The sequence below is a fragment of the Chryseobacterium amylolyticum genome, from assembly GCF_051011775.1.
Lineage (GTDB): Bacteria > Bacteroidota > Bacteroidia > Flavobacteriales > Weeksellaceae > Chryseobacterium.
Genome location: NZ_JBPCHX010000006.1, coordinates 15,879 through 42,052 on the forward strand (window position 1 = coordinate 15,879; position 26,174 = coordinate 42,052).

The 26,174-nt window shown below is 37.0% G+C and carries 26 protein-coding genes; 8 read left to right on the forward strand and 18 right to left on the reverse strand.

The window, feature by feature from the left end:
* Positions 1 to 19: 19 nt before the first annotated feature.
* The 3 genes from ACR1PO_RS16610 to ACR1PO_RS16620 all read right to left on the reverse strand — a co-directional run bounded on the left by ACR1PO_RS16610 (position 20) and on the right by ACR1PO_RS16620 (position 2,009).
* A complete protein-coding gene (locus ACR1PO_RS16610) occupies positions 20 to 730 on the reverse strand; it encodes a T9SS type A sorting domain-containing protein (RefSeq protein ID WP_332387082.1) in 711 nt (236 codons plus the stop codon).
* A 154-nt stretch (positions 731 to 884) separates the two neighbouring features.
* Positions 885 to 1,217 (reverse strand): DMT family transporter, encoded by a 333-nt coding sequence (locus ACR1PO_RS16615; RefSeq protein WP_002979942.1) that lies wholly within the window; start codon positions 1,215 to 1,217, stop codon positions 885 to 887.
* A 228-nt stretch (positions 1,218 to 1,445) separates the two neighbouring features.
* A complete protein-coding gene (locus tag ACR1PO_RS16620; RefSeq protein ID WP_312285983.1) occupies positions 1,446 to 2,009 on the reverse strand; it encodes a Crp/Fnr family transcriptional regulator in 564 nt (187 codons plus the stop codon).
* A 223-nt stretch (positions 2,010 to 2,232) separates the two neighbouring features.
* Between ACR1PO_RS16620 and era the strand changes: the two genes are divergently transcribed.
* On the forward strand, positions 2,233 to 3,108 hold the full coding sequence (gene era / locus ACR1PO_RS16625; protein ID WP_002979938.1) for a GTPase Era: 876 nt from the start codon (positions 2,233 to 2,235) through the stop codon (positions 3,106 to 3,108).
* 66 nt (positions 3,109 to 3,174) lie between these two features.
* Complete coding sequence (locus tag ACR1PO_RS16630) at positions 3,175 to 3,603, forward strand: DoxX family protein (RefSeq protein WP_332387080.1); 429 nt, start codon at positions 3,175 to 3,177, stop codon at positions 3,601 to 3,603.
* Positions 3,604 to 3,664: 61 nt separating this feature from the next.
* Here ACR1PO_RS16630 and ACR1PO_RS16635 read toward each other — a convergent pair whose 3' ends face one another.
* Entirely contained in the window at positions 3,665 to 3,817 is a 153-nt protein-coding gene (locus tag ACR1PO_RS16635; RefSeq protein WP_374462620.1) for a bacteriocin-like protein, read from the reverse strand.
* 117 nt (positions 3,818 to 3,934) lie between these two features.
* Here ACR1PO_RS16635 and ACR1PO_RS16640 point away from each other — a divergent pair, with 117 nt between their 5' ends.
* Positions 3,935 to 6,337, forward strand: coding sequence for an alpha/beta hydrolase family protein (locus ACR1PO_RS16640; RefSeq protein ID WP_433987493.1), 2,403 nt, complete (start codon positions 3,935 to 3,937; stop codon positions 6,335 to 6,337).
* 60 nt (positions 6,338 to 6,397) lie between these two features.
* Here ACR1PO_RS16640 and ACR1PO_RS16645 read toward each other — a convergent pair whose 3' ends face one another.
* Positions 6,398 to 7,093, reverse strand: coding sequence for an HAD family hydrolase (locus ACR1PO_RS16645; protein ID WP_332387079.1), 696 nt, complete (start codon positions 7,091 to 7,093; stop codon positions 6,398 to 6,400).
* A 76-nt stretch (positions 7,094 to 7,169) separates the two neighbouring features.
* Between ACR1PO_RS16645 and ACR1PO_RS16650 the strand changes: the two genes are divergently transcribed.
* Together ACR1PO_RS16650 and ACR1PO_RS16655 are read left to right on the forward strand one after the other, a co-directional pair.
* The gene (locus tag ACR1PO_RS16650) at positions 7,170 to 7,733 is read left to right on the forward strand and encodes a Crp/Fnr family transcriptional regulator (RefSeq protein ID WP_332387078.1); all 564 of its coding nucleotides are present in this window, start codon (positions 7,170 to 7,172) and stop codon (positions 7,731 to 7,733) included.
* A 222-nt stretch (positions 7,734 to 7,955) separates the two neighbouring features.
* The gene (locus ACR1PO_RS16655; protein WP_433987494.1) at positions 7,956 to 8,459 is read left to right on the forward strand and encodes a GNAT family N-acetyltransferase; all 504 of its coding nucleotides are present in this window, start codon (positions 7,956 to 7,958) and stop codon (positions 8,457 to 8,459) included.
* A gap of 42 nt (positions 8,460 to 8,501) precedes the next feature.
* Here the strand turns inward: ACR1PO_RS16655 and ACR1PO_RS16660 are convergent, their stop codons facing one another.
* From ACR1PO_RS16660 to ACR1PO_RS16705, 10 genes are all read right to left on the reverse strand, one after another.
* Complete coding sequence (locus ACR1PO_RS16660; RefSeq protein WP_433987495.1) at positions 8,502 to 9,323, reverse strand: GLPGLI family protein; 822 nt, start codon at positions 9,321 to 9,323, stop codon at positions 8,502 to 8,504.
* A 67-nt stretch (positions 9,324 to 9,390) separates the two neighbouring features.
* A complete protein-coding gene (locus tag ACR1PO_RS16665) occupies positions 9,391 to 10,767 on the reverse strand; it encodes an MATE family efflux transporter (RefSeq protein ID WP_332387075.1) in 1,377 nt (458 codons plus the stop codon).
* A 99-nt stretch (positions 10,768 to 10,866) separates the two neighbouring features.
* Complete coding sequence (locus tag ACR1PO_RS16670) at positions 10,867 to 12,051, reverse strand: sigma-54-dependent transcriptional regulator (RefSeq protein ID WP_002979922.1); 1,185 nt, start codon at positions 12,049 to 12,051, stop codon at positions 10,867 to 10,869.
* A gap of 56 nt (positions 12,052 to 12,107) precedes the next feature.
* Entirely contained in the window at positions 12,108 to 12,767 is a 660-nt protein-coding gene (locus tag ACR1PO_RS16675; protein WP_374462614.1) for a YggS family pyridoxal phosphate-dependent enzyme, read from the reverse strand.
* A 65-nt stretch (positions 12,768 to 12,832) separates the two neighbouring features.
* On the reverse strand, positions 12,833 to 13,699 hold the full coding sequence (locus ACR1PO_RS16680; RefSeq protein WP_374462613.1) for a polysaccharide deacetylase family protein: 867 nt from the start codon (positions 13,697 to 13,699) through the stop codon (positions 12,833 to 12,835).
* Positions 13,700 to 13,980: 281 nt separating this feature from the next.
* Positions 13,981 to 14,709 carry a DUF72 domain-containing protein gene (locus ACR1PO_RS16685; RefSeq protein ID WP_433987496.1) on the reverse strand — a complete coding sequence of 243 codons (729 nt, stop codon included), beginning with the start codon at positions 14,707 to 14,709 and terminating at the stop codon, positions 13,981 to 13,983.
* A 4-nt stretch (positions 14,710 to 14,713) separates the two neighbouring features.
* On the reverse strand, positions 14,714 to 17,581 hold the full coding sequence (locus tag ACR1PO_RS16690; protein WP_433987497.1) for a heavy metal translocating P-type ATPase: 2,868 nt from the start codon (positions 17,579 to 17,581) through the stop codon (positions 14,714 to 14,716).
* Between the two features lie 182 nt (positions 17,582 to 17,763).
* The gene (locus tag ACR1PO_RS16695; protein ID WP_332387070.1) at positions 17,764 to 18,324 is read right to left on the reverse strand and encodes a helix-turn-helix domain-containing protein; all 561 of its coding nucleotides are present in this window, start codon (positions 18,322 to 18,324) and stop codon (positions 17,764 to 17,766) included.
* Complete coding sequence (locus ACR1PO_RS16700; protein ID WP_332387069.1) at positions 18,321 to 18,716, reverse strand: acyl-CoA thioesterase; 396 nt, start codon at positions 18,714 to 18,716, stop codon at positions 18,321 to 18,323. The genes ACR1PO_RS16695 and ACR1PO_RS16700 overlap by 4 nt, the downstream gene beginning before the upstream one ends.
* A gap of 95 nt (positions 18,717 to 18,811) precedes the next feature.
* The gene (locus ACR1PO_RS16705) at positions 18,812 to 19,225 is read right to left on the reverse strand and encodes a DUF6157 family protein (RefSeq protein ID WP_433987498.1); all 414 of its coding nucleotides are present in this window, start codon (positions 19,223 to 19,225) and stop codon (positions 18,812 to 18,814) included.
* Between the two features lie 295 nt (positions 19,226 to 19,520).
* Here ACR1PO_RS16705 and rbp point away from each other — a divergent pair, with 295 nt between their 5' ends.
* Complete coding sequence (rbp, locus tag ACR1PO_RS16710; protein WP_002979907.1) at positions 19,521 to 19,871, forward strand: RNA-binding regulator; 351 nt, start codon at positions 19,521 to 19,523, stop codon at positions 19,869 to 19,871.
* Between the two features lie 160 nt (positions 19,872 to 20,031).
* Here rbp and ACR1PO_RS16715 read toward each other — a convergent pair whose 3' ends face one another.
* Genes ACR1PO_RS16715 through ACR1PO_RS16725 form a run of 3 tightly spaced genes read right to left on the reverse strand, consistent with a single transcriptional unit; the run spans position 20,032 to position 22,937 of the window.
* Positions 20,032 to 21,816 (reverse strand): DUF4153 domain-containing protein, encoded by a 1,785-nt coding sequence (locus tag ACR1PO_RS16715; RefSeq protein ID WP_433987499.1) that lies wholly within the window; start codon positions 21,814 to 21,816, stop codon positions 20,032 to 20,034.
* A gap of 24 nt (positions 21,817 to 21,840) precedes the next feature.
* Positions 21,841 to 22,326 carry a BlaI/MecI/CopY family transcriptional regulator gene (locus ACR1PO_RS16720; protein WP_433987500.1) on the reverse strand — a complete coding sequence of 162 codons (486 nt, stop codon included), beginning with the start codon at positions 22,324 to 22,326 and terminating at the stop codon, positions 21,841 to 21,843.
* A gap of 8 nt (positions 22,327 to 22,334) precedes the next feature.
* Entirely contained in the window at positions 22,335 to 22,937 is a 603-nt protein-coding gene (locus ACR1PO_RS16725; RefSeq protein WP_433987501.1) for a phosphatase PAP2 family protein, read from the reverse strand.
* A gap of 541 nt (positions 22,938 to 23,478) precedes the next feature.
* Between ACR1PO_RS16725 and pdhA the strand changes: the two genes are divergently transcribed.
* A complete protein-coding gene (gene pdhA / locus ACR1PO_RS16730; protein ID WP_002979899.1) occupies positions 23,479 to 24,480 on the forward strand; it encodes a pyruvate dehydrogenase (acetyl-transferring) E1 component subunit alpha in 1,002 nt (333 codons plus the stop codon).
* An 83-nt stretch (positions 24,481 to 24,563) separates the two neighbouring features.
* Positions 24,564 to 26,165 (forward strand): dihydrolipoyl dehydrogenase family protein, encoded by a 1,602-nt coding sequence (locus tag ACR1PO_RS16735; protein WP_433987502.1) that lies wholly within the window; start codon positions 24,564 to 24,566, stop codon positions 26,163 to 26,165.
* Positions 26,166 to 26,174 lie beyond the last annotated feature (9 nt).

Consider the following 26,174-nt stretch of genomic DNA (forward strand, 5'->3'; position numbering starts at 1 on the left):
AGACGGGTTTTATTTTCTGTTACTCTTTTGTAAAAGGATAAGATTTATAATTTTCAAGAGCTAAAATGTACTGCCCTTTTTGAAAACTGCTTGTGTCAATGGACATATTAACACCACCCGTTATAGTTTCAAATACCAGTTTTCCGGAAAGATCATAAATCTTAAGCCGAAGATTTCTTTCAATATTTTCAATATGTAACATCTCTTTTACCGGATTTGGATATGCTTTAAACGTTTTTGAAGCGGCATCAATTTCTTTAGTACTTAGTTGGGACGTATTATTATAATGGACCTTATTTCCTGAAGGGTCCGTAATTATAAGTGTTTTGAGGTTGCCGTTTGTGATAATCTGATAGCTGTATATAGATGCATAGGCTCCTGAAACGTAAGTGTCACAGTTTTTCTGATCGTAGGCACGAACAGCGGGTGCATTTCCACCATTATAAAACAAAAGGGTACATGAGCTGGCTGTTTTGATAAGATTGTTGCTTCCAGGCATAACTCCAAAACTCATCATGGATGTATTATAATACCTTGAATTAATAACATAGCTTGTACCTCCCGCTGAATTGAATGTGGTAGCAGGAACTCCGTTATCTATTAAAGGCGTATTGGTTGTCTGGCCGGTGTTAGATACCATCTTGGAAATATACCAGTTGTTGGAAAGCAGCTCAGAAGTTTGCTGGGCAGTCAATAAGCTGCCCGCTAAAAGGAATAATAATTTCTTCATAGGTTAAAAGTTTCCGGTAAAGATATAAAAGAATTTCTTCTTTATCTGTTTTGTCAGTATAATTTAAAATGAAGATTTGAAATAAACAAAAAACCCGTCTCTATTATGAAGACGGGTTTTATTTTTTAAATATTGATAGAAATCCTGTGTTTTTTTAGTGTGATGAAGACACTGCTTTCAAACCTACTACAGAGCCAATAAGGGTTACAATAAAAAATATTCTCCAAAAACTTACAGGATCTTTAAAGAAGATAATTCCCATTAAAGCAGTTCCCACCGCTCCGATACCCGTCCAGACCGCATAAGCTGTCCCGATAGGCAAAGTCTGGGTTGCCTTAATCAGTAAAAGCATACTGATAGTCATTGTTACCAGAAAACCGGCAAACCAGTAATAGGATTCTGTTCCGGAAGTTTCTTTTGCTTTTCCCAGACACGATGCAAATGCCACTTCAAATAACCCGGCTACAATTAAAATAATCCAATTCATTTTTTAAATTTTTCTACTGCAAAGTTCAGAATTTGGATGCAGAAAAAATTTTACAATTGTTAAAAAATGAAAGCAAATGGAAGTTGGAAGAATGAAGCTGGAAGTTATTGCATAAGATAATTAGCAAACATTTTTTAGATAAAGTTCTTAGAAGCATTAATTTATAAAAATGAGCAGGATTCCTTAATGGACTATCATAACTTCCTTCTTCCATCCTCAAAATCAAAATTATTTTATCTCCGCCCTTATTCTGCTCAAACTTACCTGGGTAATTCCAAGATAAGAAGCAATATAACCCAGCTGAACTCTCTTAAGCAATTCAGGCTGATAGGTCATAATATCTTTATAACGTTCCAAAGAAGTTTTAAACTGTCTGGAAATAATCAGCTCCTCAGATTTTATCATCTCAGCTTCTGCCAGTTTTCGTCCCCAGTTAGCGATATGAATATCCTCATTAAAAAGCTTTTTGAGATTCTCCGTTTCCATTCTGTACAAATCGCAGTCTTCCAGGAGCTCAATACTTTCATAGCCGGGCTTATCCTCTACATAGCTTTTCATAGATAATATGCACTGGCCTTCGCTTCCAAACCAGAATGTAATATCATTATCAGATGTTGAAGAATAGGCACGCGCAATTCCTTTCCGGATAAAATACAGATAGGGAACCACTTTATCCGCTTCCATAAGGCAGAAACCTTTAGGATGCGAAACTTCAGTGATATACTTTTTTAAACTGTTTTTTGATGCCTCAGGAAGAAGGTAAATCTGATCAAGAATCTGGTCTATATTCATAAAGATGAATTCTAATTTTCAAAAATATCAGTTTTGGGTAATGCAATACAAAATATTCGGGTATTTTTTTTATCCTGCAAAATATCCGTTTTGTATCTGTTTAAAAATTTCTTTTATTACAGCCACTTAAGGTTATATAATTCTCTTTTTTCTTTTAAATATTGAGATTAACTGTAAAGACCGATTTTGTTTTACTAACTTTGCAGTTCGTAATATAATTTTTATGCACAAAGCTGGATTTGTAAATATAGTTGGAAAGCCCAATGCGGGAAAATCGACCTTGCTCAACCAATTAATGGGAGAAAAGCTGGCGATTGTAACGCAGAAAGCGCAGACAACCCGTCACAGAATTTTTGGTATTTATAATGAAGATGATCTTCAGATCGTATTTTCTGATACTCCCGGAGTATTAGACCCAAAATACGGGCTGCAGGAAAAAATGATGGACTTTGTAAAAGACTCCCTGCAGGATGCTGATGTTTTCCTGTTTATTGTAGATGTTACCGATAAAGCAGAACCGTCAGAATTTTTAATTGAGAAACTGAATAAAATTCCTGTACCTGTACTTCTTCTGCTAAACAAAGTAGATCAGACGGATCAGGCAGGTCTTGAAAAATTGGTGGAAGAGTGGCATAACAGAATCCCAAAGGCGGAAATTCTGCCTATTTCTGCTCTGAATGCCTTCAATACAGAAGTTATTTTACCTAAAATAAAATCGCTACTTCCTGAGAATCCTCCTTACTACGATAAAGATCAGTTCACAGACAAGCCTGAGAGATTTTTTGTCAACGAAACCATCCGTGAGAAAATTCTTCTGAATTATGATAAAGAAATTCCATACTCTGTAGAAGTGGTTACAGAACAGTTCAAAGAGAAAGAAGGAATTATTTTTATTGATTCCATTATTTATGTAGAAAGAGATACCCAGAAAGGAATTATTATCGGCCATAAAGGAGAAGCCATCAAAAAAGTAGGAACTGAAGCAAGATTGGACCTTGAAAAATTCTTCACCAAAAAAATTCATCTGAACTTATTTGTAAAAGTGAAAAAAGACTGGAGAAAGAATGACAGAGATCTCAAAAATTTCGGTTACAGATAAACTAAAATGCCCGGAATCCCGTTGTATTAAAAGATTTTTATTACCTTAGTATAAATTTTTTAGTAAATGAACTATAATAATTCAAATTCAGGCTCAATACCTAAAGATATTGTTTTATTGGTGGTGAGAGTATTTGTTGGTTTTGCAATGCTTTCTCATGGTTTTCCAAAGCTTCAGATGCTATTGGAGGGCGGTAAAATCGAGTTTTTCGATTTTATGGGGCTGGGACCACAGATATCACTAATTCTTACGGTTTTTGCTGAGTTTGTCTGTTCAATACTAATTATATTAGGACTTTTTACAAGAGTTGCTTTGGGGTTTCTGATTTTTACCATGGTCATTGCAGGCTTTATAGTGCATGGGGGAGATCCTTTTGAAAAAAGAGAACTGGCATTGGTTTATCTTTCTGTTTATCTTCTACTCCTGGTAATCGGAGCCGGAAAAGTTTCTGTAGATCATATGATAGAAAAAAGGAAAAGAGCTTCAGATTGGTAATTTACAAGATAAAACAATACAAAAATAAAGAAAGGCACTTCATTTGAAGTGCCTTTTTGTTTTAAGGTCTGCAAGAAGGCAAACAATCCCATATAGGAGAACCTGTTGGTGTTCTGTCCACTATACAAGCAACATATCCTGTATCACACAATGGAGCATTTCCTCCGATAATAGTCTTAAGATTTCTCTTTGTTAGTTTTCTTAAATTTTTCATATTATTTTAATTTGTAAGGTAAATGTAGTAAAAAAAAAAATATGACACTAAAAAGAGTCTTATTTTTTAATGTTAGAAATCTGTTAAAATTCACTACATTCGTAGAAAATGAATTATATGAAGATAAAACTGACTATTTGCCTTCTGGCATTTCTCAATTTTTACGATGCACAGGAAAATATTACATACCAGAAACCTTCTGCTGAAATTTTAAAACTTGCAGATTATGAAAGACCTCCATCTGTTCTGATGAACAGCAAAAAAGACTGGGTGGTTTTTACATATCGTCCAACATATAAAACACTGGAAGATCTGAGCCAGAATGAAATGAAACTTGGCGGACTCAGAATCAACCCGGTTACCAACATCTCAAGCAGCATGACCTACTCAAATAATCTGAAGATCAGAAAGATCAATGATAAGAATGAGATTCAGGTAAAAAATCTGCCTTCCAATCCGAAAATTGCCTACGTTTCATTTTCTCCGGATGAAAAGAAACTGGCTTTTACCAATACAACAAGTAAAGGAGTAGAACTATGGGTTGTAGATATGGAAACAGCTTCTGCAAAAAAAATTACAGCTGACAATCTGAATGCCAATTTAGGAATGCCTTATCTATGGTATAATGACTCTCAAAGCTTTCTGATCAGAACACTGCCGCAAAACAGACCAGTCCTTATAGATGCGGCCAAAGATCTTCCTACAGGCCCGATTGTTTCAACAGCTGACGGTAAAGTTTCCCAGAACAGAACTTACCAGGATCTTCTGAAAAATCCTCAGGACGAAAAAAACTTTGAAACGCTTACTGCTTCTGAACTCTATAATGCAGATCTTACAGGAAACCTTAAGAAATTCAAAGATCAGGATATGTTTGCAGGCTTAAGCTTTTCTCCTGACGGAAATTACCTGATGGCTACAGTAATTAAAAAGCCGTTTTCCTATATTGTTCCGCTTAGCAGATTTCCATCAGCAACGATTGTATATGATATGAAGGGAAATGCTGTAAAAACAGTGAATGAAGTTCCTTTAAATGAAATCATGCCAAAAGGATTTTCGTCAGTAAGAACAGGAAAAAGAGACATGACATGGAGAAATGATGCACCGGCTACTCTTACCTATGCTGAAGCGTTGGACGGGGGCGATCAGTCTAAATCAGCAGATTACAGAGATGAGATATTTACATGGGAAGCACCGTTTACTGCGGCTCCGAAATCTTTCTTTAAAACAAAGCAGAGATATGAGGATGTAGTCTGGACCAATGATCATTATGCCATTGTTTCTGAAGGCTGGTACGATACAAGAAATACAAAATCATACCTTATAGATCTTAATAACGGAGAATCTAAAGTTTTTGATGACAGAAATTATCAGGATGTTTACAGCGATCCCGGGAATTTTAACACAACGAAAAATCAATACGGGAGATATGTAGTGGATATGAAAGGCGGAAAAGCCTACCTGATAGGAGATGGGTTTACCAAAGACGGTCAGCACCCGTTCATAGATGAAATGGATGTTAAATCATTGAAGAAGAAAAGGCTTTATACCTCCAACCTTAAAAATGCCAAAGAGGCCATCGTAGACATCCTTAATCCTTCAAAGGGAGAGATTTTAACGACTCAGCAGTCTCCAAGCCAGTATCCGAATTATTTTAAAAAGAATATTAAATCTAATAAGGCGGAAGCTGTAACCAACTTTGCAAATCCTTTTGAAAGCATCAAAGACGTTTACAAAGAAGTGATCACTTATAAAAGAAATGACGGCGTTACCTTAACAGGAACCCTTTATCTTCCTGCTAATTATGACAGAAAAGCGAAAAAAGAAAAGCTTCCGTTACTGATCTGGGCCTATCCGACAGAATATAAAGATAAAAATACAGCAGGACAGAACACCCAGAACCCTAATGAATTTACATTCCCGTCTTACGGATCTTTTGTATACTGGACCACAAAAGGATATGCTGTTCTTGATGATGCTGCTTTCCCTATTATTGGTGAAGGAAAAACGGAACCGAATGATACGTTTATCCCGCAACTGGTAGCAAATGCAGCGGCAGCCATTGATGCAGTGGATCATCTGGGGTATATTGACAGAAAAAAAGTAGCTGTAGGAGGACATTCATATGGAGCTTTCATGACGGCAAACCTTCTGACACATTCTGATCTTTTTGCGTGCGGAATTGCAAGAAGTGGTGCTTATAACAGAACGCTGACACCTTTCGGATTCCAGAGTGAGCAGAGAAATTACTGGGATGTTCCGGAGATTTACAACACGATGTCCCCGTTCATGCACGCAGATAAAATGAAGACACCGCTACTTCTGATCCACGGTGATGCAGATAACAATCCGGGAACTTTCACTTTACAGACTGAAAGATACTTCCAGGCGTTGAAAAATCTGGGAGCTCCTGTAAAAATGGTCCTTCTTCCAAAAGAAGCCCACGGATATCAGGCAAAAGAAAATATCTTACACCTTTTATGGGAACAGGATCAGTTCCTTGAAAAGTGTCTGAAAAAATAAATTATAAAAGAGACTGTTTATCATAAACAGTCTCTTTTTGATTAAATAAATCTTAATGGTTTAAGAGTAAAGATATTTCAGAATTTCATCAACACTCTTAAGCTCCATAAAATTCGGATGTTCCAGGTTAACATCATGCTGTTCATGGCTCCATGTGACATGATAAGGAATATGGGCTGCAAAACCTCCGATTTCCAACACCGGCAAAACATCTGATTTAATAGAATTTCCAAGCATTATAAAATTTTCAGGTTTGCAGTCGAGGTGCTTCAAGAGCTTTTTATAATCGTGCTCCTTTTTATCACTCATAATTTCTATGTGGTGGAAATACTCCTGTAATCCTGATTTTTTCAGCTTTCTTTCCTGATCCAGGAGATCTCCTTTTGTGGCAACAACAAGTCTGTATTTTCCTTTTAAACTTTCAAGGGTTTCTGTAACCCCATCCAGAAGTTCAATGGGTTTCTGAAGCTGTTCCTGTCCTAATTGTATGGCTTTATTTACCAATTCCAATGGTGCCGTGTTATTGGACACTCTGCTGATGGTTTCAATCATGCACAGCATAAAACCCTTTACCCCGTAACCGTATAAATGGAGGTTCTGCATTTCTGTTTTAAACAGTTCCTGTGATACAGAATGCTGTGGAAGGTAATTTTCGAGCAGCATGCAAAACTCCTTTTCTGCTTCCTGAAAATACGGCTCATTGATCCAAAGGGTATCATCAGCGTCAAATGCAATGGTTGTGATATGATTATTCATTTTTGTTTTGTAATTTTCTGATCTCAAAATTCAGTATAAAAACCCAACAAGCAAAGGACATTTGTCCCGGATCAATATGTTACGCACCAATCAGACATTTTTAAGCTACTTTGAAGCGCTTTATCATAAACAGGAGAGCGGGAAAGACATTTTGTTGAAATCTTATCCCAAAGGAGAGCAGATTCTGGTACAAGGGCAGTTTCTTCTCAAACCTATGATTATTAAGGAAGGAGTTACCAAATGCTATTTTACGGAAGAAAACGGAAAAGAATATATCGTAGAGTTTTCCGGAAGCGGTGAAATTATCGGGGAAATAGAGATGATCAAAAATACACCGTGCCTATGCAGTATCGAAACACTAACCGAAGTTTCCGTATATGAGATTGCCATTCCGTATTTCAGGTTTTTGCTTAAAAATGATATTGCTTTGAATCATTTATTGCTGGATATTTTTGCGGAACGAATTATCAATACTTCCAGCAGGGCGTCTTATCAACAGCTTTATACAACAGAACATACTTTAACACAATTACTGAAAATGCAGGCCAAAGAAGGAATCCGGATTTCAAAAGAAGATATGGCCGCTTACCTTGGAATTACAGTAAGAAGCCTGAACAGAATCTTAAAAGACTTAAAATAGTTTTTAATGTAAAAAATGAAATTTTTAAGCAAATAATAATTATAAGTTTCAATTCTTAAGTTTGATTGTTTTTTTTTTTTTTTTTACGAAAATTATTTTTTAAGCATGATTTTTTTAGGGGTAGGTTTCTGTAAACGGCTAAATTGAATTATTTATTATGATTTTACCAGGGTGTTTTTAAAATTTAGTATTTTTGTGTAAAATTAAGCCGAATATTCGTCCATGGAAAAATTAAAGTTCAGGAATGCTGAATTGACAGATTTAAACAAAATCGTAGCCATTTATAATTCAACAATTGCCTCAAGGATGGTGACCGCAGACATGGAAGAGGTTTCTGTAGACAACAAATTAAAATGGTTTGAAGAGCACAATCCTCAGACCAGACCACTCTGGGTGGTTGAAGATGAACAGGATCATGTCATTGGATGGGTAAGTTTCAGTTCATTTCATGAAAGAGCTGCATATAATGGCACGGTAGAGGTAAGCATTTATCTTGATGAGTCCTGTAGAGGAAAAGGATTTGGTAAAACAATTCTCCGCTATTGTATTGATAACGCGGAGAAATTTGGAGTACTTAATCTGGTTGCCCTTATTTTCCTTCATAATGAACCTAGTTTAAAACTCTTCAGGCATTTCGGATTTGAAGATTGGGGAAATCTTCCGAATGTTGCTGTTTTGGATGGAATAGAAAGAAGCCTGGTCATATTGGGAAGAAGAATTAATTAAAACTATAAAAGCGGCCTAAGCCGCTTTATTTGTATCTTATTATCAGTTGAATTCAGGCTGTTTATCCTTTTCAATATAGATATAACGGCCTTTGATTCCGTTTTGGAGTATTTCCTTTTTTTTATTGAGTTCTTCTACAGATTCTATCGTTTCATCTTTAAAGTTGGTCTTTTCTCCGCTCTTTATTCTCTCGGAAAACATTCTTGTAGGATTTTGGTAGATATCTTCAATATATTTATTAAATTTCTGATTGGTTATCGGGATAGCCGGCTTGCCATAATGCGTTTCCACAAAATCTCGGGTATCGTAGTCTGTAGTAAGTTTTTCATTCTTAATCAGCTTATAGACAAAGTTTTGATCCGTATCTTCTAAGATAAAAATGAGACCGGGAAGACCTCTGAATTTGTATGGACCTTCCTGTATATTCACTTCGCTGGAAAACCAGGCATTCCAGGTTCTGCCTCCGAAATCTGTTGTCGCTTTCTGGAGCTTGTAACCATTGTATTCTTTGGTTTCCTGAATGATCTGCCATTTCATTTCATCATTTGTTTTTACCACAAAATAATCAAAAAAATCTCTGTACCAGTTGTTTTTAAAAGAATCCGGTTTTCTTTCCACAACCTGGTCTGTTTTTGAGCTGTATCGTGAAATCTGCTGGTTTGCATTTTTATTTTTTTCATCATAATCAGCAAAGCCTTTATCGTAAAATTTAATCGAGGCCGGGCTGATATCCAGATTCATAAAGGTTGTTATATATGGCTGTGATATATTTTTGCGGTACTGAAGTTCGTAAGTAAACCTGTTGGTTTGAGATTGAAATAAAGAGCCTGCATATAAGGCAAGGAAGATCAGTGTTTTTTTCATTTCTATTGATGGTTATCAACACCAAAAATAATAAAAAAGCGCAGGTTTTTTACATCTGCGCTAAGTTTTATTGTGTTTTTGTCTGTAAATTCTGCTTAATTCTTTTTGCCGACATATTTAAAAATCGCTTTACGAGGAAAACTGCAGATACTGTCAGTCCTAATCCCAGTGCGATCCACATTCCGAATGCTCCCATTTCTAAAGTAACACAGAAGAAATATCCCAAAGGAATCGTAATCACCCAGTACGCAATAAAGGTATAAATAGACGGTATTTTCACATCCTGCAATCCTCTCAGCATTCCCAGAGCTGTTACCTGGATTCCGTCAGAAAGCTGGAATAACGCTGCAATAATCATCAGCTTTGCAGCCAGGGCAATAACTTCAACTTCTTCTTTTTTCGTGAAGAAAGTCGGGAGTATATTTCTGCCTAAAATAAAGACCAACCCGCAGATGCACATAAAAATAAAAGCGATCTTCAGGTTGTTGATTCCTACTTTTCTCAGTTCAACAAAGTTCTGTTCTCCCAGTTTTCTTCCAATCATTACCGTAGAGGCCACACTGAACCCAACGCACAGGTTAAAAGTGAAAGAAGCCATGCTTAAAGCAATCTGGTGAGAAGCAATATCATGGGCAGAAATCAACCCGCAGATAAATGCTGCTCCGGCGAAAGCCGTTACTTCAAAGAACATCTGTAAAGCTGTAGGCAGCCCAAGCTTCACCATTCTATCAAACATCTGTTTTGAAAAACCCTGAATTTTTAAAGAAAAATCCTTAATATAACGCCTTGTTCTTTTTTCTTTAAGCAATACAAAATAAAGAAAAACAACCATAAAAATTCTGGAAATCAGGGTTGCCAGAGCGGATCCTTTTACGCCCATCGGCGGAATTCCCCAAAGGCCTTTAATGAAAACATAATTCAAGGCAATGTTGATGATATTGGCAATAATGGTTGCTTTTGTAACCCCAATTGTATAAGATAGTCCTTCAGATACTTCACGAAGCGTCTGAAATGCCATAAACGGAATCATACTGATCACCATGATACTTAAGAAGCTTACCGTATCTGGGATAATCTTGGCAGGCTGCCCTGAATGATAGAGAAGTGGCATTCCCAGCAATAAGATGGCCATCAGAATAATCCCGACAGACATATTGATGATAAAACCGTGGCTGAACACAGAGTTGATCGTAGCATGATCTTCTCTGGAGTGTGCTTCCGAAACCAGCGGCGGGATGGCAAATGAAAATCCAAGGGCCAATACAAATATGGAGAAAAATACTGCATTTCCCAATGAAACGGATGCCAGCGCATCGGCACCCAACAATTTTCCGACAATAATATTATCGAATAAGTTTACTGAAACCTGCCCCACCTGGGTAAGCATCACAGGCAGAGCCAAAGTCAGGCATTCTTTCGTATAGTTTTTGTTTAAAAAGCTCATAATATTTTAAGATTCATATAGTTTATGATTCAAATAAGGGTAAAAAAAATTTGCAGTGATAACACTGCAAATTTTTATAATATGGTAAATAATAGCTTATTATTTCCTTACAAAACTTGCAACGTCACTTTCTGAAACAGTATTTCCACCAAGAATAATCAATCTTTCAACAACATTTCTTAATTCCCTGATATTCCCGGTCCATGAAAGGGCTTTTAAAGCATCAATAGCTTTATCGTCAAACTTCTTTGCAGCAGTACCATGCTCATCAGCAATCATTCCTGCAAAGTGCTCAACCAATAACTTGATGTCTTCCTTTCTTTCATCCAATGGCGGAACATAAATTTCAATCACAGAAAGTCTGTGGTAAAGGTCTTCTCTGAATTTCCCTTCCTCTATTTCTTTCTGCATATTTTTATTCGTTGCCGCAATGACTCTTACGTCAACTTTAATTTCTTTATCACTTCCCACAGGAGAAACTTTGCTTTCCTGCAGCGCTCTCAATACCTTAGCCTGAGCGATAAGGCTCATATCTCCAATTTCATCAAGGAAAATGGTACCGCCGTTAGCCTGTTCAAATTTTCCCTGTTTATCCTTAATAGCACCCGTAAAAGAACCCTTTACGTGTCCGAAAAGCTCTGATTCAATAAGTTCAGATGGGATGGCAGCACAGTTTACTTCTACCATTGGACCTCTTGCACGTTCACTTTGATTATGGATAGCATGGGCGACCAATTCTTTTCCGGCACCGTTGGGTCCTGTGATCAGCACTCTGGCGTCAGAAGCAGCTACCTTTTCGATCATATCCTGGATCTTCTGAAGAGCAGGAGAAGTACCGATCATCTGGTATTTTTTGCTTACTTTTTTCTTTAAGGTTTTATTTTCAGTCTGAAGATTCTTGTTTTCTTTTTTCAGCGTTTCCTTTACCAATGCATTTTTCACACTTGTAATAAGTCTGTTGATATCAATTGGTTTGGAAATAAAATCATATGCTCCTTCTTTCAAACAGGAAACGGCAGAATCAATGTCTGCATGGCCTGAGATCATGATAAAAGTAGTTTCTGGTTTTAATGCAAGACTTTGTTTCAAAAGCTCAGTTCCTGAAAGCTTAGGCATCTTGATGTCAGAAATCACCAGTGCGAAATCTTCTTTTTCTACCTGTTTGTAACCTTCAAGGCCGTCTTCGGCAATAACAAATTCATAATCGGTTAGTTCATCCGAAAGAATACTGTGAAGTACTCCCGAGATTGCTTTTTCGTCTTCTACTATAAGGATTTTTTGCATAGTTGCAAATTTAAATTTTTTGTTTCAATTATTAGCAAAAACTATACCTAAATATTCTATTTTGAATAGTCTCTTCTTCCAAAAATGGCAGATCCAACCCTCACAGAGTTAGCCCCGCATTCAATTGCTATCGGGAAATCATCACTCATTCCCATAGATAAAGTATTTAATGCTTTTAATTGATTTAATTCGTCAAAAAGCGCTTTCAGGATTAAAAACTCATTTCTTACCTGCTGTTCATCATCCGTGAATGTGGCCATCCCCATTAAGCCGGTAATTTCAACATTAGGAAACTGTCCATCCATATATTTCCCGAACAGGTCTCTGGTTTCTGAAATGTCAAGCCCGAATTTGCTTTCTTCCGCCGCAATTTTCACCTGCAAAAGAACTTTAATAATTCTGTTATTTTTCCCTGCTTCTTTGTTGATTTCTGCCAATACTTTTTCAGAATCCACACTTTGTATGGTATCTATAAAAGGAGCAATATATTTTACTTTGTTGGTCTGTAAATGGCCAATCAGATGCCATTGGATATCCTGAGGAAGAAGGGGGGCTTTTTCCATCAGTTCCTGAACCTTATTTTCTCCGAAAACTTTCTGTCCAAGATCATAAACTTCCTGAACGGCGGATGCAGGATGTGTTTTAGAAACAGCAACCAGCTGCACAGTGGATGGCAGCTGGTTCTTTATTGCGTTATAGTTCTCTTTAATACTCATAAATACAAATGTCCGAAAATTCTCTGAATGTTCAAAGTTCAGTGATATCAGGCCTAAAATGTTTATTAATTTAAAACCTCGTTGATTTTAGGATACTGAGAGATTTTTCTGAAGACAAACTTATTGCTCTTCTGTAATTTTTCAATAAACAGATCCAGTTCGTTGATGGAATCCGCGTCTCTCAGATACTGATCGTGGGTAAGAAAAACAAGGTGTCTTGAAGTCTTCTCAAGATCGTTTAAGAAAATACTGTCTACTTTCTTGATCATGGCTTCATGACTTCCTTTTAACGTCATTTTTTGAGAAGGTCTCCATTCCAGATCCCAGCCGATTACTTTATAGCCGGCTTTTTTAAGACCGTCTGCTGCTGCAGTAGAGCTTTTGATATCAGTTACATTAATATTGTTCAGCCTCCAGATATTTCTTCCGGGAGTTCTTGCTATTTTATCAGTAAGCTTCAGGCTGTCTTTGGCGATGTCAAAATCATGGACAACAGCGTTGGCATTTTTATAAAAGTCAGTGTATTTGTTGTGGGCATGGGTAAAGCTGTGGTTGGCCAGTTCTATCAGCGGATTTTGCTTAAGCAGCAGCAGATCATCTTTCTGTTTTTTGCTTCCATATGCATGTTTCCCTACAAGAAAGGCAGTTGCACAGACATTTCTTTTATCCAGGATTTTTAAAAGATTTTCGGTGCCCTGGTTGGGACCGTCATCAAAGGTAAGGTAGATCACTCTTTTATCCGGGTCTACGCTTTCATCGTCCATCTTGGGGACTATTTCTGCGGCAGGATGTTCCTGTGAACTGACGGCGGGGTCAGTATTCACTTCACTCTTGAAATTACAGCTGTTCAATAAAACCGAAGTTGCACTCACCAATGCAAACATCCCGAGAAAAGTCTTATTTTTTGACTTTCCCGCAAAAATTTTTCTCATAAAAACAATGGAATTTTAAATTGTTAAAAATCGTTAAAAATAACAATTGAAAGTTAACAAATTATATGCCATGCTGTGCAGCTGTTTTTCTTTTTAAGCTTATTTTAAGAACTTTATTTTAAAGGATATTTCAATTCTATGGAGTGTTGCTGATTTATGGTTTTCTTTTCTTTATTTTTTAACATTTATAAATACAAAACCAATAGCTTTTCTCTATATTTGTTAAGGTTTCAATATTCTTCATTTAACGGGGAATTATTTTATTTTAACAAATAAGGGATTTACTCTAAAATGTTTTTCAAATACAATGAATTGTTAATCGCAGCTGTTCCCCAGGTGTTATTGAAGAATATATAGGCTGTTTTCCCACTGCTTTTAATTTTTTCCGCAAGTTTATCCATAAAATCCCTGCTGTACTCAGATTTATAAAGAATAGGGTTCCCATGAAGCCTGTAATAAAGAATGTCGGGATGATTGATGATTACATCTTCAGGAAGATCACCGGGAAAGCTTACTCCGGAAAAAATAATATTATGGTTTTTTAAAAGATCAAATACTTCTTTTTGCCACCATGAGTGATGCCGGAATTCAATGACATTCAGAAAAGCAGGATCAACAGCATTGAGAACACGTTCTGTGTTTTCTGCAGTATTTTTAAAGGAAGGAGGAAGCTGATATAGAAATCCGGAAAGCTTGTCCTTCAGATTACTCTGAATATGACTGCAAAAGAGGGCAATTTCTTCTTTTGAATTTTCAAGCCGGTTCTGATGGGTAACGGATTTTGGAATTTTAATAAAAAACCTGAATTCATAAGGCGTTTCATCATACCACTTTGACAGCGTTTTTGAGGTCGGTTTTCTGTAAAAAGTGGAATTGATTTCTACAGTGTTGAATGTTTTTGAATATAAAGAAAGAAAATCTTTACTTTGGGCATTTTCAGGATATAAAGACCCTTTCCAGTCGTTATTATAAAATCCCGAACACCCTATGTAAAGATTTTCTTTTTTCATAATGCTATTTTATATTCAGATTCACGGAGTTTAATCTCAATGAATTCAGAATCACGGAAAGGGAACTGAAGCTCATTGCTGCAGCTGCAATCATCGGTGATAACAGAATTCCAAAGAATGGATACAATAATCCTGCCGCAACGGGAACTCCGAGTACGTTATAAATAAAAGCAAAGAATAAGTTTTCTTTAATGTTTTTGAGAAGCTTTTCGCTGAGAAGCTTTGCTTTTGCTACCCCTAAGATATCGCCTTTTAATAAAGTGATCTCAGCACTTTCAATGGCAACATCCGTTCCTGTTCCCATGGCAATTCCCACATCAGACTGGGCCAGGGCAGGGGAGTCATTGATTCCGTCACCGGTCATGGCTACTATTTTTCCTTGCTGCTGCAGTTTTTTCACTTCATTCAGCTTATCTTCAGGAAGACAATTTGCTTTAAAATGTTTGATTCCTAATTCATCAGCTACAGCTTTGGCAGTGTGTTCGTTGTCTCCGGTCATCATGATCACATCGATGCCTTCGCTCATTAATTGTTTAACAGCTTTCTTGGAGCTTTCCTTGATTTTATCCGTAAAACTAATGAAGCCAAGTACCTGCTGGTCTTGTGCGACATAAGAGATCGTATGCGCTTTGGACTGTACTTCTACTGCTTTTTGTTTTAAAGCCTCAGGAATCAGGATCTGATGCGAGGTCAGCAGGCTTTCATTTCCTAAATATGCTGTTTTTCCATTAATATTTCCTTTCACCCCTTTTCCGGAAATGTTTTCAAAACGATCTATTTTTTCAGCAGTTATATTTTCTTCCTTTGCTCTTTTTATAACGGCGTTGGACAATGGGTGCTCGGAATTTTGATTCAGGGAAAAAGCCAGCTTTAAAATCTGATTCTGATTACCGCCAACTGTTTCTATATGTTCTACCGAAGGTTTCCCTTCTGTTAAAGTTCCTGTTTTGTCAGTGATCAGAACATTCACTTTGTTCATTTGCTCAAGTGCTTCAGCATTTTTGATCAGGATTCCGTTTTTAGCACCTTTCCCGATTCCTACCATTAGTGACATTGGGGTCGCCAGTCCTAATGCGCAGGGACAAGCTACAATCAGAACAGCAACTGCATTGACGAAGGCAAATAAACTTCTTTTTCCTTCCGGACCGAAAAACTGCCATAAAACGAAGGTAAGCACAGCAATAAGGATCACGACAGGAACAAATACTTTTGAGACCTTATCCGTAAGTTTCTGAATGGGGGCCTTGCTTCGGCTGGCTTCATTGACCATTTTAATGATCTGTGAAAGCAGGGTTTCGTCACCTACTTTTTCCGCTTTCATGATGAATACCTGATTTCCGTTAATCGTTCCTGAAGATACTTTGTCACCAGCATTTTTTTCAACCGGAACAGGCTCGCCCGTGATCATGCTTTCATCTACAACAGAACTGCCTTCAGTGATTTTTCCGTCTACCGGAATTTTTTCACCGGGTTTTACTTTTAATAAATCTCCTATTTTTACCTGTGAAAGCAATACTCTCTTTTCTTCACCGTTTACCATAAGATTGGCCTCATCCGGCGAAAGGTTCATCAATTCTTTGATGGCATTACCCGTTTTTTTATGGGCAGCAGCTTCCATCAGCTGACCTAAAATAACAAGCGTTAAAATAACACAGACTGCTTCAAAGTACAGCGGGATTTCATGATTATGTCCACGGATTTCATGCGGAATGATATCCGGGAAAATTAAAGCAGCAATACTGAAAATAAATGCTGCGGCTACACCCAGGGCAATAAGGCTGAACATATTAAGGTTCCATGTTTTGAAGGAAACCCAGCCCCTTTTTAATAAGAACCATCCGGAATAGAACATCACCGGAAGAGTCAGAGCAAGCTCAATAAATCCCTGAACCTGATGGGAAAAAGGGAAATTGATGAACATTCCTCCCATCGAAAGAATAAAAACCGGAATGGTGAATGCTAATGAAATAATGAATTTCCTTTTTAATATATTATAGGTTTCATCCTCTTCATCATCACCGCTGTCAGGCATTCTGACGAGATCCATCCCACAGATCGGACAGTCTCCCGGTTCATCCCGGATAATTTCCGGGTGCATCGGACAGGTGTATTTTGCGGTTTTCTTTTCAGGGTATTTTACAAGGTCCATTCCACATACCGGACATCCGACATTGGAATCGTAAGTCTTATCTCCTTCGCAATACATCGGACAGTAATATCTGCCTGCCATTTCATCTGTTACTTTAGGCGCTTCATGATTGTGGCTGTGATGGTGATCATGATGGTTGTGAGAGTGGGAATGGGAATGATGCTGATGGGGGTCTGCTTTCTGAACAAGTTCTTCCGTGACAGGTTCCAAATGCATATGACAAACCGGACAGTCTCCCTTTTCATCGTACACTTTATCTCCTTCACAAAACATGGGACAATAATATTTCCCAATGCTGTCTTTAAAGTTTTCAGGAAGATTGGCTGCAGAATAAACCGGTTTGTGATGAGGGTCTTTGGCCAGCTTTTCCTCAATTGGCACAAGATACATGTTGCATACAGGGCATCTTTCACCCTGTTTGAAATATACTTTATCTCCCTCGCATTCCATCGGACAATAGTATACTGAAGACGGAGATACACGATCCTGGGGCTTTACAAAGGTTTTTTCGGAATTATCAGGATCCTCAAGTCTGTATTTTCCTATTTCTGCCAGGGCATCATTTAAAACTGAAAGCTTCACTCCATGGTCAGAAGTGATGGTTGCGGTATTGGTTTCCAGGTTTACATCGGCTTTCACTCCGTCAAGGCTGTTCAGCTGATTTGAAATCTTTTTCTGGCAGCCTGAACAGGTCATTCCGAGTATTTTATACTGTTGTTCCATGATTTTTAAATTTATACTACAAATTTCCAAAATGGAAGAGTAAGGTTGTTATAAATTTAAGGATAATAGTTATAAAATTAAGTCGGGGAGTTTGAGAGTGGTAAGGTGAGAGTGTTTGAGGACTTTTTAGGTGAGGGAGTTAAATATCCCTATTTCATTTATAAATTCTCAAACACTCCTGCTTATAAGGTATCGAGCGCTTTGCGGTGATGCTCTTTAAGTTTTTTGAATTCTGTGGGGGTAAATCCGGTTATATTACGGAATTGGGTAGAAAGGTGCTGAACACTTTTGTAGCCTAGTTTTCCAGCAATTTCAGTAAGGTTGAATTCATTATATAATAAGAGTTCTTTTACCTTTTCAATTTTCTGGAGAATGAAAAACTGTTCCAATGTGATATTTTCATTCTGTGAAAACGTTTTTGAAAGGGAGCTGTAATCTTTATGAAGCTTTGAACTTAAAAATTCAGAAAGCAGGAAATTTTCTGCGATATCCAGCTCGCTGATCTTTACAATAACCAGGTTTTTGATTTTTTCAACAAGCTGATGAGCAGAATCCATGATTCTTTCGAAACCTGTATCCAGCAGTTCTTTCTCTATAAACTTCATTTTTTCCGGGGAAATGTCAGTTTCGGTTTCTACCTCTCCCAGCAGGATATCCGTGATCTTTACATCTGCGTTACGGAAAATGTTTTCCACTGCCGCAATGCACCTGTTGCAGACCATATTTTTTATGAAAATTTTCATAGGCTGCTGTTTAACCTGTCTTTTACAAATTCGATTCTGGTTTTGCCATGAGGGGCAGGATTACCGTCTGCATCAAGGTTTACCATTACAATTTTATCTACGGTAATAATGGTCTGGTGAGTCATTTTATTGCGGACATCACATTTTAATGTAATAGAGGTAGATCCGAAATGGGTAGCCTCAATTCCTATTTCTATAATGTCTCCCTGTTTGGCAGAGCTGACAAAGTTGATTTCAGAGATAAATTTGGTCACCACTTTTGTGTTTTCCAACTGGATAATCGCATAGAGTGCTGCTTCTTCATCAATCCATTGAAGGAGTCTTCCCCCGAAAAGTGAATGGTTAGGATTTAAATCTTCGGGTTTTACCCATTTTCTTGTATGGTAGTTCATCTTTTAATAATTTGCAGTACAAATTTACTGTTAAAAGCTGATCTTTTCAAAACAAAGGCATTTATTGATCTGAAAAGAATCATTCATTTTCTCAATCATTTCCTTTTGGAACGCATCGCCTTGGTTTTTGCTATGGATATATCATTCACGAGTGTTTGATATTCTTTACTTTCCATAGGAATCAGGGCAACCTTACCTTCTGCATTATGATGGAATCCAAATCCATATCGCTTTGCTAAAGGAGAACAGCGGAGACAAGGCTGTCCTTTGGAGAAGAACTTTTCTCTTTCATGCTGTTTTTCACTTTCCGGAATGTCATTTTTCATGGCATAGCATTCAAAAGTAATATCATCTGAAGAATATTGATAGGGATTCTTTATGAGCTTTTCATATTGGAGATTGGCGAGTGTTTTTTCTTTCTTTTCAGCAGGAATCTGCGCCTGGGAAACAGGGCAGTCTTCAGCGACTTCAATAAGGGTATTGGTATAATTGGTTGTATGCTGTTTCATATATTCTGCGCGTTAAATGTTAAAAAAAGTTGTGATAAATGCTTAAATGTTAAATAATTTAACCAAATCGGCTGATGGGATTTAAGTTGTTTAATATCAATTGTTTATGTTGTGTGTCTGTTGGTTTTACGAATCCGGATTCAACATAATGTGAGAAATATGTAAAAAAAGCTTTGATTTGAAATTTTTAATTGTATCTTGCATACGTTTATATTTGGAATCAATATTTGTTCATTAATTTATGTTGTTTTTCTTTTATATACCAAATTTTTATTAATTTTTTAATTTATTTAAAATGAACATTTTTGTTTCAAACATCAATTACGCAACTAAAGAGTATGAGTTGCACGATCTATTCGCAGAATTTGGAGATGTATCATCAGCTAAAATCGTTACAGACAGAGAAACTGGTCGTTCCAGAGGTTTCGGTTTCGTAGAGATGGGTGATGATGAAGGAAAGCAAGCTATTGAATCTCTTAACCAAAAAGAATTCAACGGAAAAACTTTAAACGTATCTGAAGCTAAACCAAGAGAAGAAAAACCAAGAAGAAGCTTCGATAATAACAGAAGCGGAGGTTACGGTAATAACAACAACAGAGGCGGAGGCTATGGTAACAACCGTGGCGGAGGCGGAAATCGTTGGTAAAAATAATGAAGCGGCTTAAAAGCCGCTTTTTTTGTGAAATTTAATCTCCGGTCAGGTTCCGTAAAGAGTTAAGATTATATTTTTTATATGGCGGTATTCCACTTTGGAGATCATAAAGTAACATTAGTAAAAAAATAGGATATCCATGATATCCTATTTTTTATTTTAATCTTATAAGTAAATAAGCGTTTTCATAATAAATGGCTGACAGGTTATTATCAGAATACAGTTCCCGTGTAATTTCACTGAAAATAAGTTTGACATGGTATTTGCCTAAATCAGATTCCATTGCTATTTCAGGGACTTTTATGATGCCTTGCCTGTTTTTGTTTTGATCAAACAGCTTAATAATTTGTGGACCGAAATCTATTTCCTCTTTGGAATTTAGGCTTAATTTTAATGAGGATTTTTTGATGAGATTGTCTGTAAGCTCAAACTGGTCATCATTCAGTTTTTGTGGATCTTTACTGTAGCGGTAAAAAGAAAGCAGATACTGATAGTTTCCGATTTCCACAACTTTTTTTTCAGGAACAAGAGACAGTCTGTTTATTTCATATGTTTTGTTTTCTACTGTGACATTCACATTTGAAAATCTGTTCTGGATATCATATCGTATACTGTAAAATGTACCGAAATCAATATGAGCCGCTAATTCAGCCTGATCTTCCTTATTCAGTAAAGTTGATAAAAATCCGCCCTGCTTTCTTTCAGCCAGAAATTCAAATTTATCGGCAATTTCATTACGGATTGTATCGGTAATTTTCTTCTGGAAATTAATTTTACCAGCACTGATCAGCTGGTTTTGGTTTAAAATATTGATAAGTTCCGTTTTCTGGCTTCTTTTCGCAACGCTGAATGCATTAAAGTAAGGAAAAACCAGCGCAAAAGCACCAAAAAGAAATAAGCTCACCGGAATAAATTTTATGGTTGCTCTTTTGTTGAAAATAAAGTAAATAACAACGCTTAACAGCCATATGGCAAGCAGGAGAACAAAGTATCTTGGTTCTGTATAACCGTATTCCAGAATTCGGGTAAAGATCGCTGTAAAAAGCAGTATAATTAAAGGAACAATCGTATAGTAAAATGCTTTTGAGAATATTCTGACCCATGATTTTGCGTTTTCTTCTTTCAGGGGATGTACCAGGAGCAATGCAAGAATACCAACAATACTATATGCTAAGACAAGGTAAGAAACCCAGCCTCTTGGAAGCTGCCAGTTGATGAGTATTTTAGCCGAATAGAAATAAAGAATGACTGCATAAGTAAGCAGTAATGGAATTAAAATAAACTGAGTGAAAAACTTTAAAACAACCGGATAAGTTCCGTCTTTTTCAAGGTTATTTAAACCTTTATCATTAAATAAAAGAAAAATAAAGCTGCTTCCCAAAATAGCCAGGACAAAAAATGTATCTCTATAAATTCTATCATGAAAATTAAAGTCAAAAAGCTTATCAGCCGCTAAGATGGCCAGCTCAACTCCTCCGGTCAGAACTCCTGTAAATACAGCGGTAAGAAAGATACTAACAAAAAGATTTTTATTATACTGCCAGAATCTGAGCTCTCTGTCTTTCCTCAGAAACGGAACGAAAGAAACCAATAAGTGGGAGAGAAGTGCCGTAACAGCAATGATATAAGCGTAGACTTCGGTAAAATTATACTTTTTATCAGGCAGGATGAAGTAAAAACCAACAAGGAAAATAATACCGAGTACCTGCAAGAGTAATTCTTTCCCGATTCTCTGGGACAGCATTTTTAACGCAAACATCAGAGAAATCCCAAGACACGCACAAATGGTAAACTTTATGTAAGAGGTTATTTCAGTGTGTTCCGTTTCAATAATGCATATGGCGCCAATAGAAGCCAGTAAAGCCATTACCAGAATCATAGGATACCGGAAAATGACTTCATAGGCCCGGCTTACTGTTTCCTGGAATTTTGTTTTCATGATTTGGTGTTTTTAAGGGTAAGATTAATCTTTTTTCTTTTTCTTCTTTTTGTCCTTGTCTTTCTCTTTTCCTTTGGCCTTCTTCTCCTTTTTCGGACTTAAGATTTCCTCAGCAAACTCAAACTTTGGTTCTTCGGTTTTAGCAGGCTTTATTTCGATTTTAAGATCAAAATAACCTTTCATATCTTCCTGGGAAATTAATTTTTCACTTAATAAAAGTTCCAGGATTTCCTTTCCTGAATCACTGAAAAAGTTATGAGAAAGCTCTTTCAGCAGGAATTTTTTATACTCTTCCAATGGAACAATCGCAGTATATTTGAAGATTCTTCCTTCTTTTACGGTTGACAGATAACCTTTTTCAACTAATATTTTCAAATAAGTGGAAACCGTATTCTGATGTGGCTTCGGTTCCGGATGCTGTTCCATAACGTCCTTCAGATAGAAAGATCCCATTTTCCAAAACAGCTTCATAAAGTTTTCTTCTGCGGCAGTAAGATGATGTATTTTCATAGAGTATTCTAATGTTGAAATTGAATATTGCAATAAAGATAAATAAAAGATACCATAAAAGCTATTCCAGCTCCCATAAATACTTCTTTTACGGTGTGTCTTTTTAATATAACGCGGGTAATTCCGACCAAAATTGCGATTCCCAGCCACACCAGACCCATTTTCCAGTCAAGAGAGAAAAACAGTGCTGCTACAAATATATTAAATGCTGTATGCATCGAACTTTTGATAAACAGATTGCTGATCTGAAGCGCAAACAGAAGGATCAAAATAAAAAGCATAACCAGATCAATATATCCGTTTCTGATATAATTAAAAATAAGATAGGCAATTACACAAACTGCAATAAATATATACAGCGTTTTTCTCTGAACACGGTTGGAAACATCCATGTTGGTATATCTTCCCGTTTTCACATTCCAAACCAGCCATATGATTACCGGCACAATGATCATTAATAATATAGGGATAAAATACAGCATGGAATCTTTAAGGGAGTATTCCCTGATGCTCATATATACAAAAAACAGGATCAGAGATACCAGAGGATTAAAAAAATCAGAAATGATTTTTGAAGTTTTGTGTAGTAATAAAGATTTCTTTCCTTCCATAATCAGGTTTAATGATCAAATATACCACTATAACCTCAATAAGCAAGTAAGAACAATGATAGGGAACAGCCGGATAGTGCAGAATTTATTTGATTGTCAATAGCTTTTTGGAAGTAAAATATTTCTCAGTTTTTCAAACCCTCTGTTGCATTCACTGATAAAAGTAAGGAAAGAATTTTAAAACTTAAACCTTTATTTATTAAAAAATGAAGCTGGTGAAATAACCAAAAGCTATGTTAACAATAATTAAAAGTAAAACAAATTGATGGATGAATATGAATCATTTCTTATGCTTTATCTTTATTTGCTGTTTTATAAAAGCCGGATAAACAGGCATGTTTTATTGATGTTATGGTAATGAAGAATAATGGATAATGCCGTTTTGCCGGGACCTGCAGGGCTCGAAAATTAAGAATAATCCATTCAGCCCGCAAATAGATTTTACAGAAAAATCGAAAAGTTATCTATGTATAGAATAAAAACAAAGTTTTTTTCATAATTTTGCTCAACTATTTCATCATAAAAAAGCAAGAGCTAACACATGAAAGAATTTTCTAAAGAGGTATACCTGAAGTGGTATGAAGATATGACAATGTGGAGAAGGTTTGAAGACAAATGCCGTTCTCTTTACCTAAAACAAAAGATCAGAGGATTTTTACATTTGTATAACGGTCAGGAAGCTATCCCTGCCGGGTTTACACATGCAATGGATCTGACAAAGGACAGTATGATTACTGCTTACAGATGTCACATTCATCCAATGGCGATGGGAGTGGATCCTAAAAGAATCATGGCGGAACTTTGTGGTAAAGCTACAGGTACATCCGGAGGTATGGGTGGATCTATGCACATTTTCAGTAAAGAACACCGTTTTTACGGAGGACACGGTATCGTTGGAGGACAAATTCCTTTAGGTGCAGGTATTGCTTTTGCTGATAAATATTTCGACAGAAAGGCCGTAAACATCTGTTTCTTCGGGGACGGTGCTGCAAGACAAGGTTCTTTACACGAAACTTTCAATATGGCGATGAACTGGAAACTTCCTGTAGTATTTGTTGTAGAAAACAACCAGTATGCAATGGGAACTTCAGTAAAAAGGACTGCCAACCACGAAGATATCTATAAATTAGGATTAGGATATGAAATGCCTTGCCTTGCTGTAGATGCAATGGATCCTGAAAAAGTGGCAGAAGCTGCTTATGAAGCTATTGAAAGAGCAAGAAGAGGAGACGGGCCTACTTTCATTGAAGCAAGAACTTACCGTTACAGAGGACACTCTATGTCTGATGCTGAGCCATACAGATCTAAAGAAGAAGTAGCTCTTCATAAAAATGATGACCCAATCGAATTGATAAAACACAGAATTTTAGAAAACGGATGGGCTACTGAAGCGGAATTGGAAACTATCGATAACAAATCGAGAGATTTTGTTGAAGAGTGTATTGAGTTCATGGAAAACTCTCCATATCCGGACCCGGAAAAAATCTATGAGTATGTATATGCTCAGGAAGATTATCCGTTCCTAGACAAATTAGAAAACTAAAAAATAAAATTAATTTGAAATTTGAAGTTTGAAATTTCTGAAATCTCAAATCTCAAATCTCGGATCTCAAATCAATATAGATTATGGCAGAAGTAATTACGATGCCCCGCCTGTCCGATACGATGACGGAAGGTAAGGTGGCAAAATGGCATAAAAAAGTAGGGGATAAAGTAAAAGAAGGAGATATTTTAGCTGAAATTGAAACTGATAAAGCAGTTCAGGATTTCGAATCTGAAGTAGAAGGTACCCTTTTATACGTTGGTGTAGAAGAAGGAGGTGCTGCTGCTGTAGACTCTGTTTTGGCAATTATCGGAAATGAAGGAGAAGATATTTCAGGATTAACAGGAGGAGCTGCTGCTCCAGGTGCTGGTTCTGAAGAAAAAAAATCAGAAGAACAGCCTAAAGCTGATGCTCCTGCAACCGAATCTGCTGCAGCAGAAGTTCCGGCTGGAGTAGAAATTATTACAATGCCTAGACTTTCTGATACAATGACAGAGGGTAAGGTAGCCAAATGGCACAAAAATGTAGGTGATACAGTAAAAGAAGGAGATCTTCTTGCTGAAATCGAGACAGATAAGGCAGTACAGGATTTCGAATCTGAATTCAATGGAGTATTATTGAAGCAGGGTGTAGAAGAAGGAGGTGCTGCTCCGGTTGATTCCGTGTTGGCAATCATTGGTCCTGCTGGAACAGATGTTTCCGCTGTAGGTGCTCCGAAGGCTGCTGGTCAGTCAGCGGCAAAACCAGCTGAGCAAAAAGCAGAAGCTAAAACAGAAGAAAAAGCTGCGCCTGCTGCAAACACTTCATCTTCGGACAGAGTTGCAATTTCTCCACTGGCTAAAAAAATGGCTCAGGATAAAGGAGTTGATATCAACAGTATTCAGGGATCTGGTGAAAACGGAAGAATCGTTAAAAAGGATATTGAAAACTATCAACCCGCTGCGAAACCCGCTGCTTCGACTCCTGCAGCAAGCGCTGCTCCGGCTGCAGTAAGTTTTGTACAAGGTGAAGATACAGAGACGCCTAACTCTCAGGTAAGAAATGTTATCGCGAAACGTCTTTCTGAAAGTAAATTCTCTGCACCTCATTACTATCTGATGGTTGAGATCAATATGGATAAAGCCATTGAGGCCAGAAAAGAAATCAATTCTTTGCCGGATACTAAGATCTCTTTCAATGATATGATCATTAAAGCAACTGCAATTGCCTTAAGAAAACACCCTCAGGTAAATTCAAGCTGGGCAGGGGATAAGATCATCCACAGAGGAAATATCAACATTGGGGTAGCGGTAGCTATTCCGGACGGATTGGTAGTTCCGGTATTGAAAAATACAGACCAGATGACTTATACACAGATCTCTGCAGCTGTAAAAGATATGGCTTCAAGAGCTAAAAACAAAGGCCTTAAAGCTAACGAAATGGAAGGATCTACATTCTCTATTTCCAACCTGGGAATGTTCGGTATCGAAACATTTACAAGTATCATCAACCAGCCAAACTCTGCTATCCTTTCAGTAGGAGCAATCATTGAGAAACCAATCGTTAAAGACGGTCAGATTGTAGTTGGAAACACCATGAAGCTTTCATTGGCTTGTGACCACAGAGTAGTAGACGGTGCTACAGGTGCTCAGTTCTTACAGACATTAAGAACCTATTTAGAAAGCCCATTAACATTGTTACTGTAATTTCTGAAC

Coding starts and splice junctions, on each gene's coding strand:
- ACR1PO_RS16610 (WP_332387082.1), bottom strand. CDS start 730: ATGAAGAAATTATTATTCCTTTTAGCGGGCAGCTTATTGACTGCCCAG.
- ACR1PO_RS16615 (WP_002979942.1), bottom strand. CDS start 1,217: ATGAATTGGATTATTTTAATTGTAGCCGGGTTATTTGAAGTGGCATTT.
- ACR1PO_RS16620 (WP_312285983.1), bottom strand. CDS start 2,009: ATGAATATAGACCAGATTCTTGATCAGATTTACCTTCTTCCTGAGGCA.
- era (WP_002979938.1), top strand. CDS start 2,233: ATGCACAAAGCTGGATTTGTAAATATAGTTGGAAAGCCCAATGCGGGA.
- ACR1PO_RS16630 (WP_332387080.1), top strand. CDS start 3,175: ATGAACTATAATAATTCAAATTCAGGCTCAATACCTAAAGATATTGTT.
- ACR1PO_RS16635 (WP_374462620.1), bottom strand. CDS start 3,817: ATGAAAAATTTAAGAAAACTAACAAAGAGAAATCTTAAGACTATTATC.
- ACR1PO_RS16640 (WP_433987493.1), top strand. CDS start 3,935: ATGAAGATAAAACTGACTATTTGCCTTCTGGCATTTCTCAATTTTTAC.
- ACR1PO_RS16645 (WP_332387079.1), bottom strand. CDS start 7,093: ATGAATAATCATATCACAACCATTGCATTTGACGCTGATGATACCCTT.
- ACR1PO_RS16650 (WP_332387078.1), top strand. CDS start 7,170: ATGTTACGCACCAATCAGACATTTTTAAGCTACTTTGAAGCGCTTTAT.
- ACR1PO_RS16655 (WP_433987494.1), top strand. CDS start 7,956: ATGGAAAAATTAAAGTTCAGGAATGCTGAATTGACAGATTTAAACAAA.
- ACR1PO_RS16660 (WP_433987495.1), bottom strand. CDS start 9,323: ATGAAAAAAACACTGATCTTCCTTGCCTTATATGCAGGCTCTTTATTT.
- ACR1PO_RS16665 (WP_332387075.1), bottom strand. CDS start 10,767: ATGAGCTTTTTAAACAAAAACTATACGAAAGAATGCCTGACTTTGGCT.
- ACR1PO_RS16670 (WP_002979922.1), bottom strand. CDS start 12,051: ATGCAAAAAATCCTTATAGTAGAAGACGAAAAAGCAATCTCGGGAGTA.
- ACR1PO_RS16675 (WP_374462614.1), bottom strand. CDS start 12,767: ATGAGTATTAAAGAGAACTATAACGCAATAAAGAACCAGCTGCCATCC.
- ACR1PO_RS16680 (WP_374462613.1), bottom strand. CDS start 13,699: ATGAGAAAAATTTTTGCGGGAAAGTCAAAAAATAAGACTTTTCTCGGG.
- ACR1PO_RS16685 (WP_433987496.1), bottom strand. CDS start 14,709: ATGAAAAAAGAAAATCTTTACATAGGGTGTTCGGGATTTTATAATAAC.
- ACR1PO_RS16690 (WP_433987497.1), bottom strand. CDS start 17,581: ATGGAACAACAGTATAAAATACTCGGAATGACCTGTTCAGGCTGCCAG.
- ACR1PO_RS16695 (WP_332387070.1), bottom strand. CDS start 18,324: ATGAAAATTTTCATAAAAAATATGGTCTGCAACAGGTGCATTGCGGCA.
- ACR1PO_RS16700 (WP_332387069.1), bottom strand. CDS start 18,716: ATGAACTACCATACAAGAAAATGGGTAAAACCCGAAGATTTAAATCCT.
- ACR1PO_RS16705 (WP_433987498.1), bottom strand. CDS start 19,225: ATGAAACAGCATACAACCAATTATACCAATACCCTTATTGAAGTCGCT.
- rbp (WP_002979907.1), top strand. CDS start 19,521: ATGAACATTTTTGTTTCAAACATCAATTACGCAACTAAAGAGTATGAG.
- ACR1PO_RS16715 (WP_433987499.1), bottom strand. CDS start 21,816: ATGAAAACAAAATTCCAGGAAACAGTAAGCCGGGCCTATGAAGTCATT.
- ACR1PO_RS16720 (WP_433987500.1), bottom strand. CDS start 22,326: ATGAAAATACATCATCTTACTGCCGCAGAAGAAAACTTTATGAAGCTG.
- ACR1PO_RS16725 (WP_433987501.1), bottom strand. CDS start 22,937: ATGGAAGGAAAGAAATCTTTATTACTACACAAAACTTCAAAAATCATT.
- pdhA (WP_002979899.1), top strand. CDS start 23,479: ATGAAAGAATTTTCTAAAGAGGTATACCTGAAGTGGTATGAAGATATG.
- ACR1PO_RS16735 (WP_433987502.1), top strand. CDS start 24,564: ATGGCAGAAGTAATTACGATGCCCCGCCTGTCCGATACGATGACGGAA.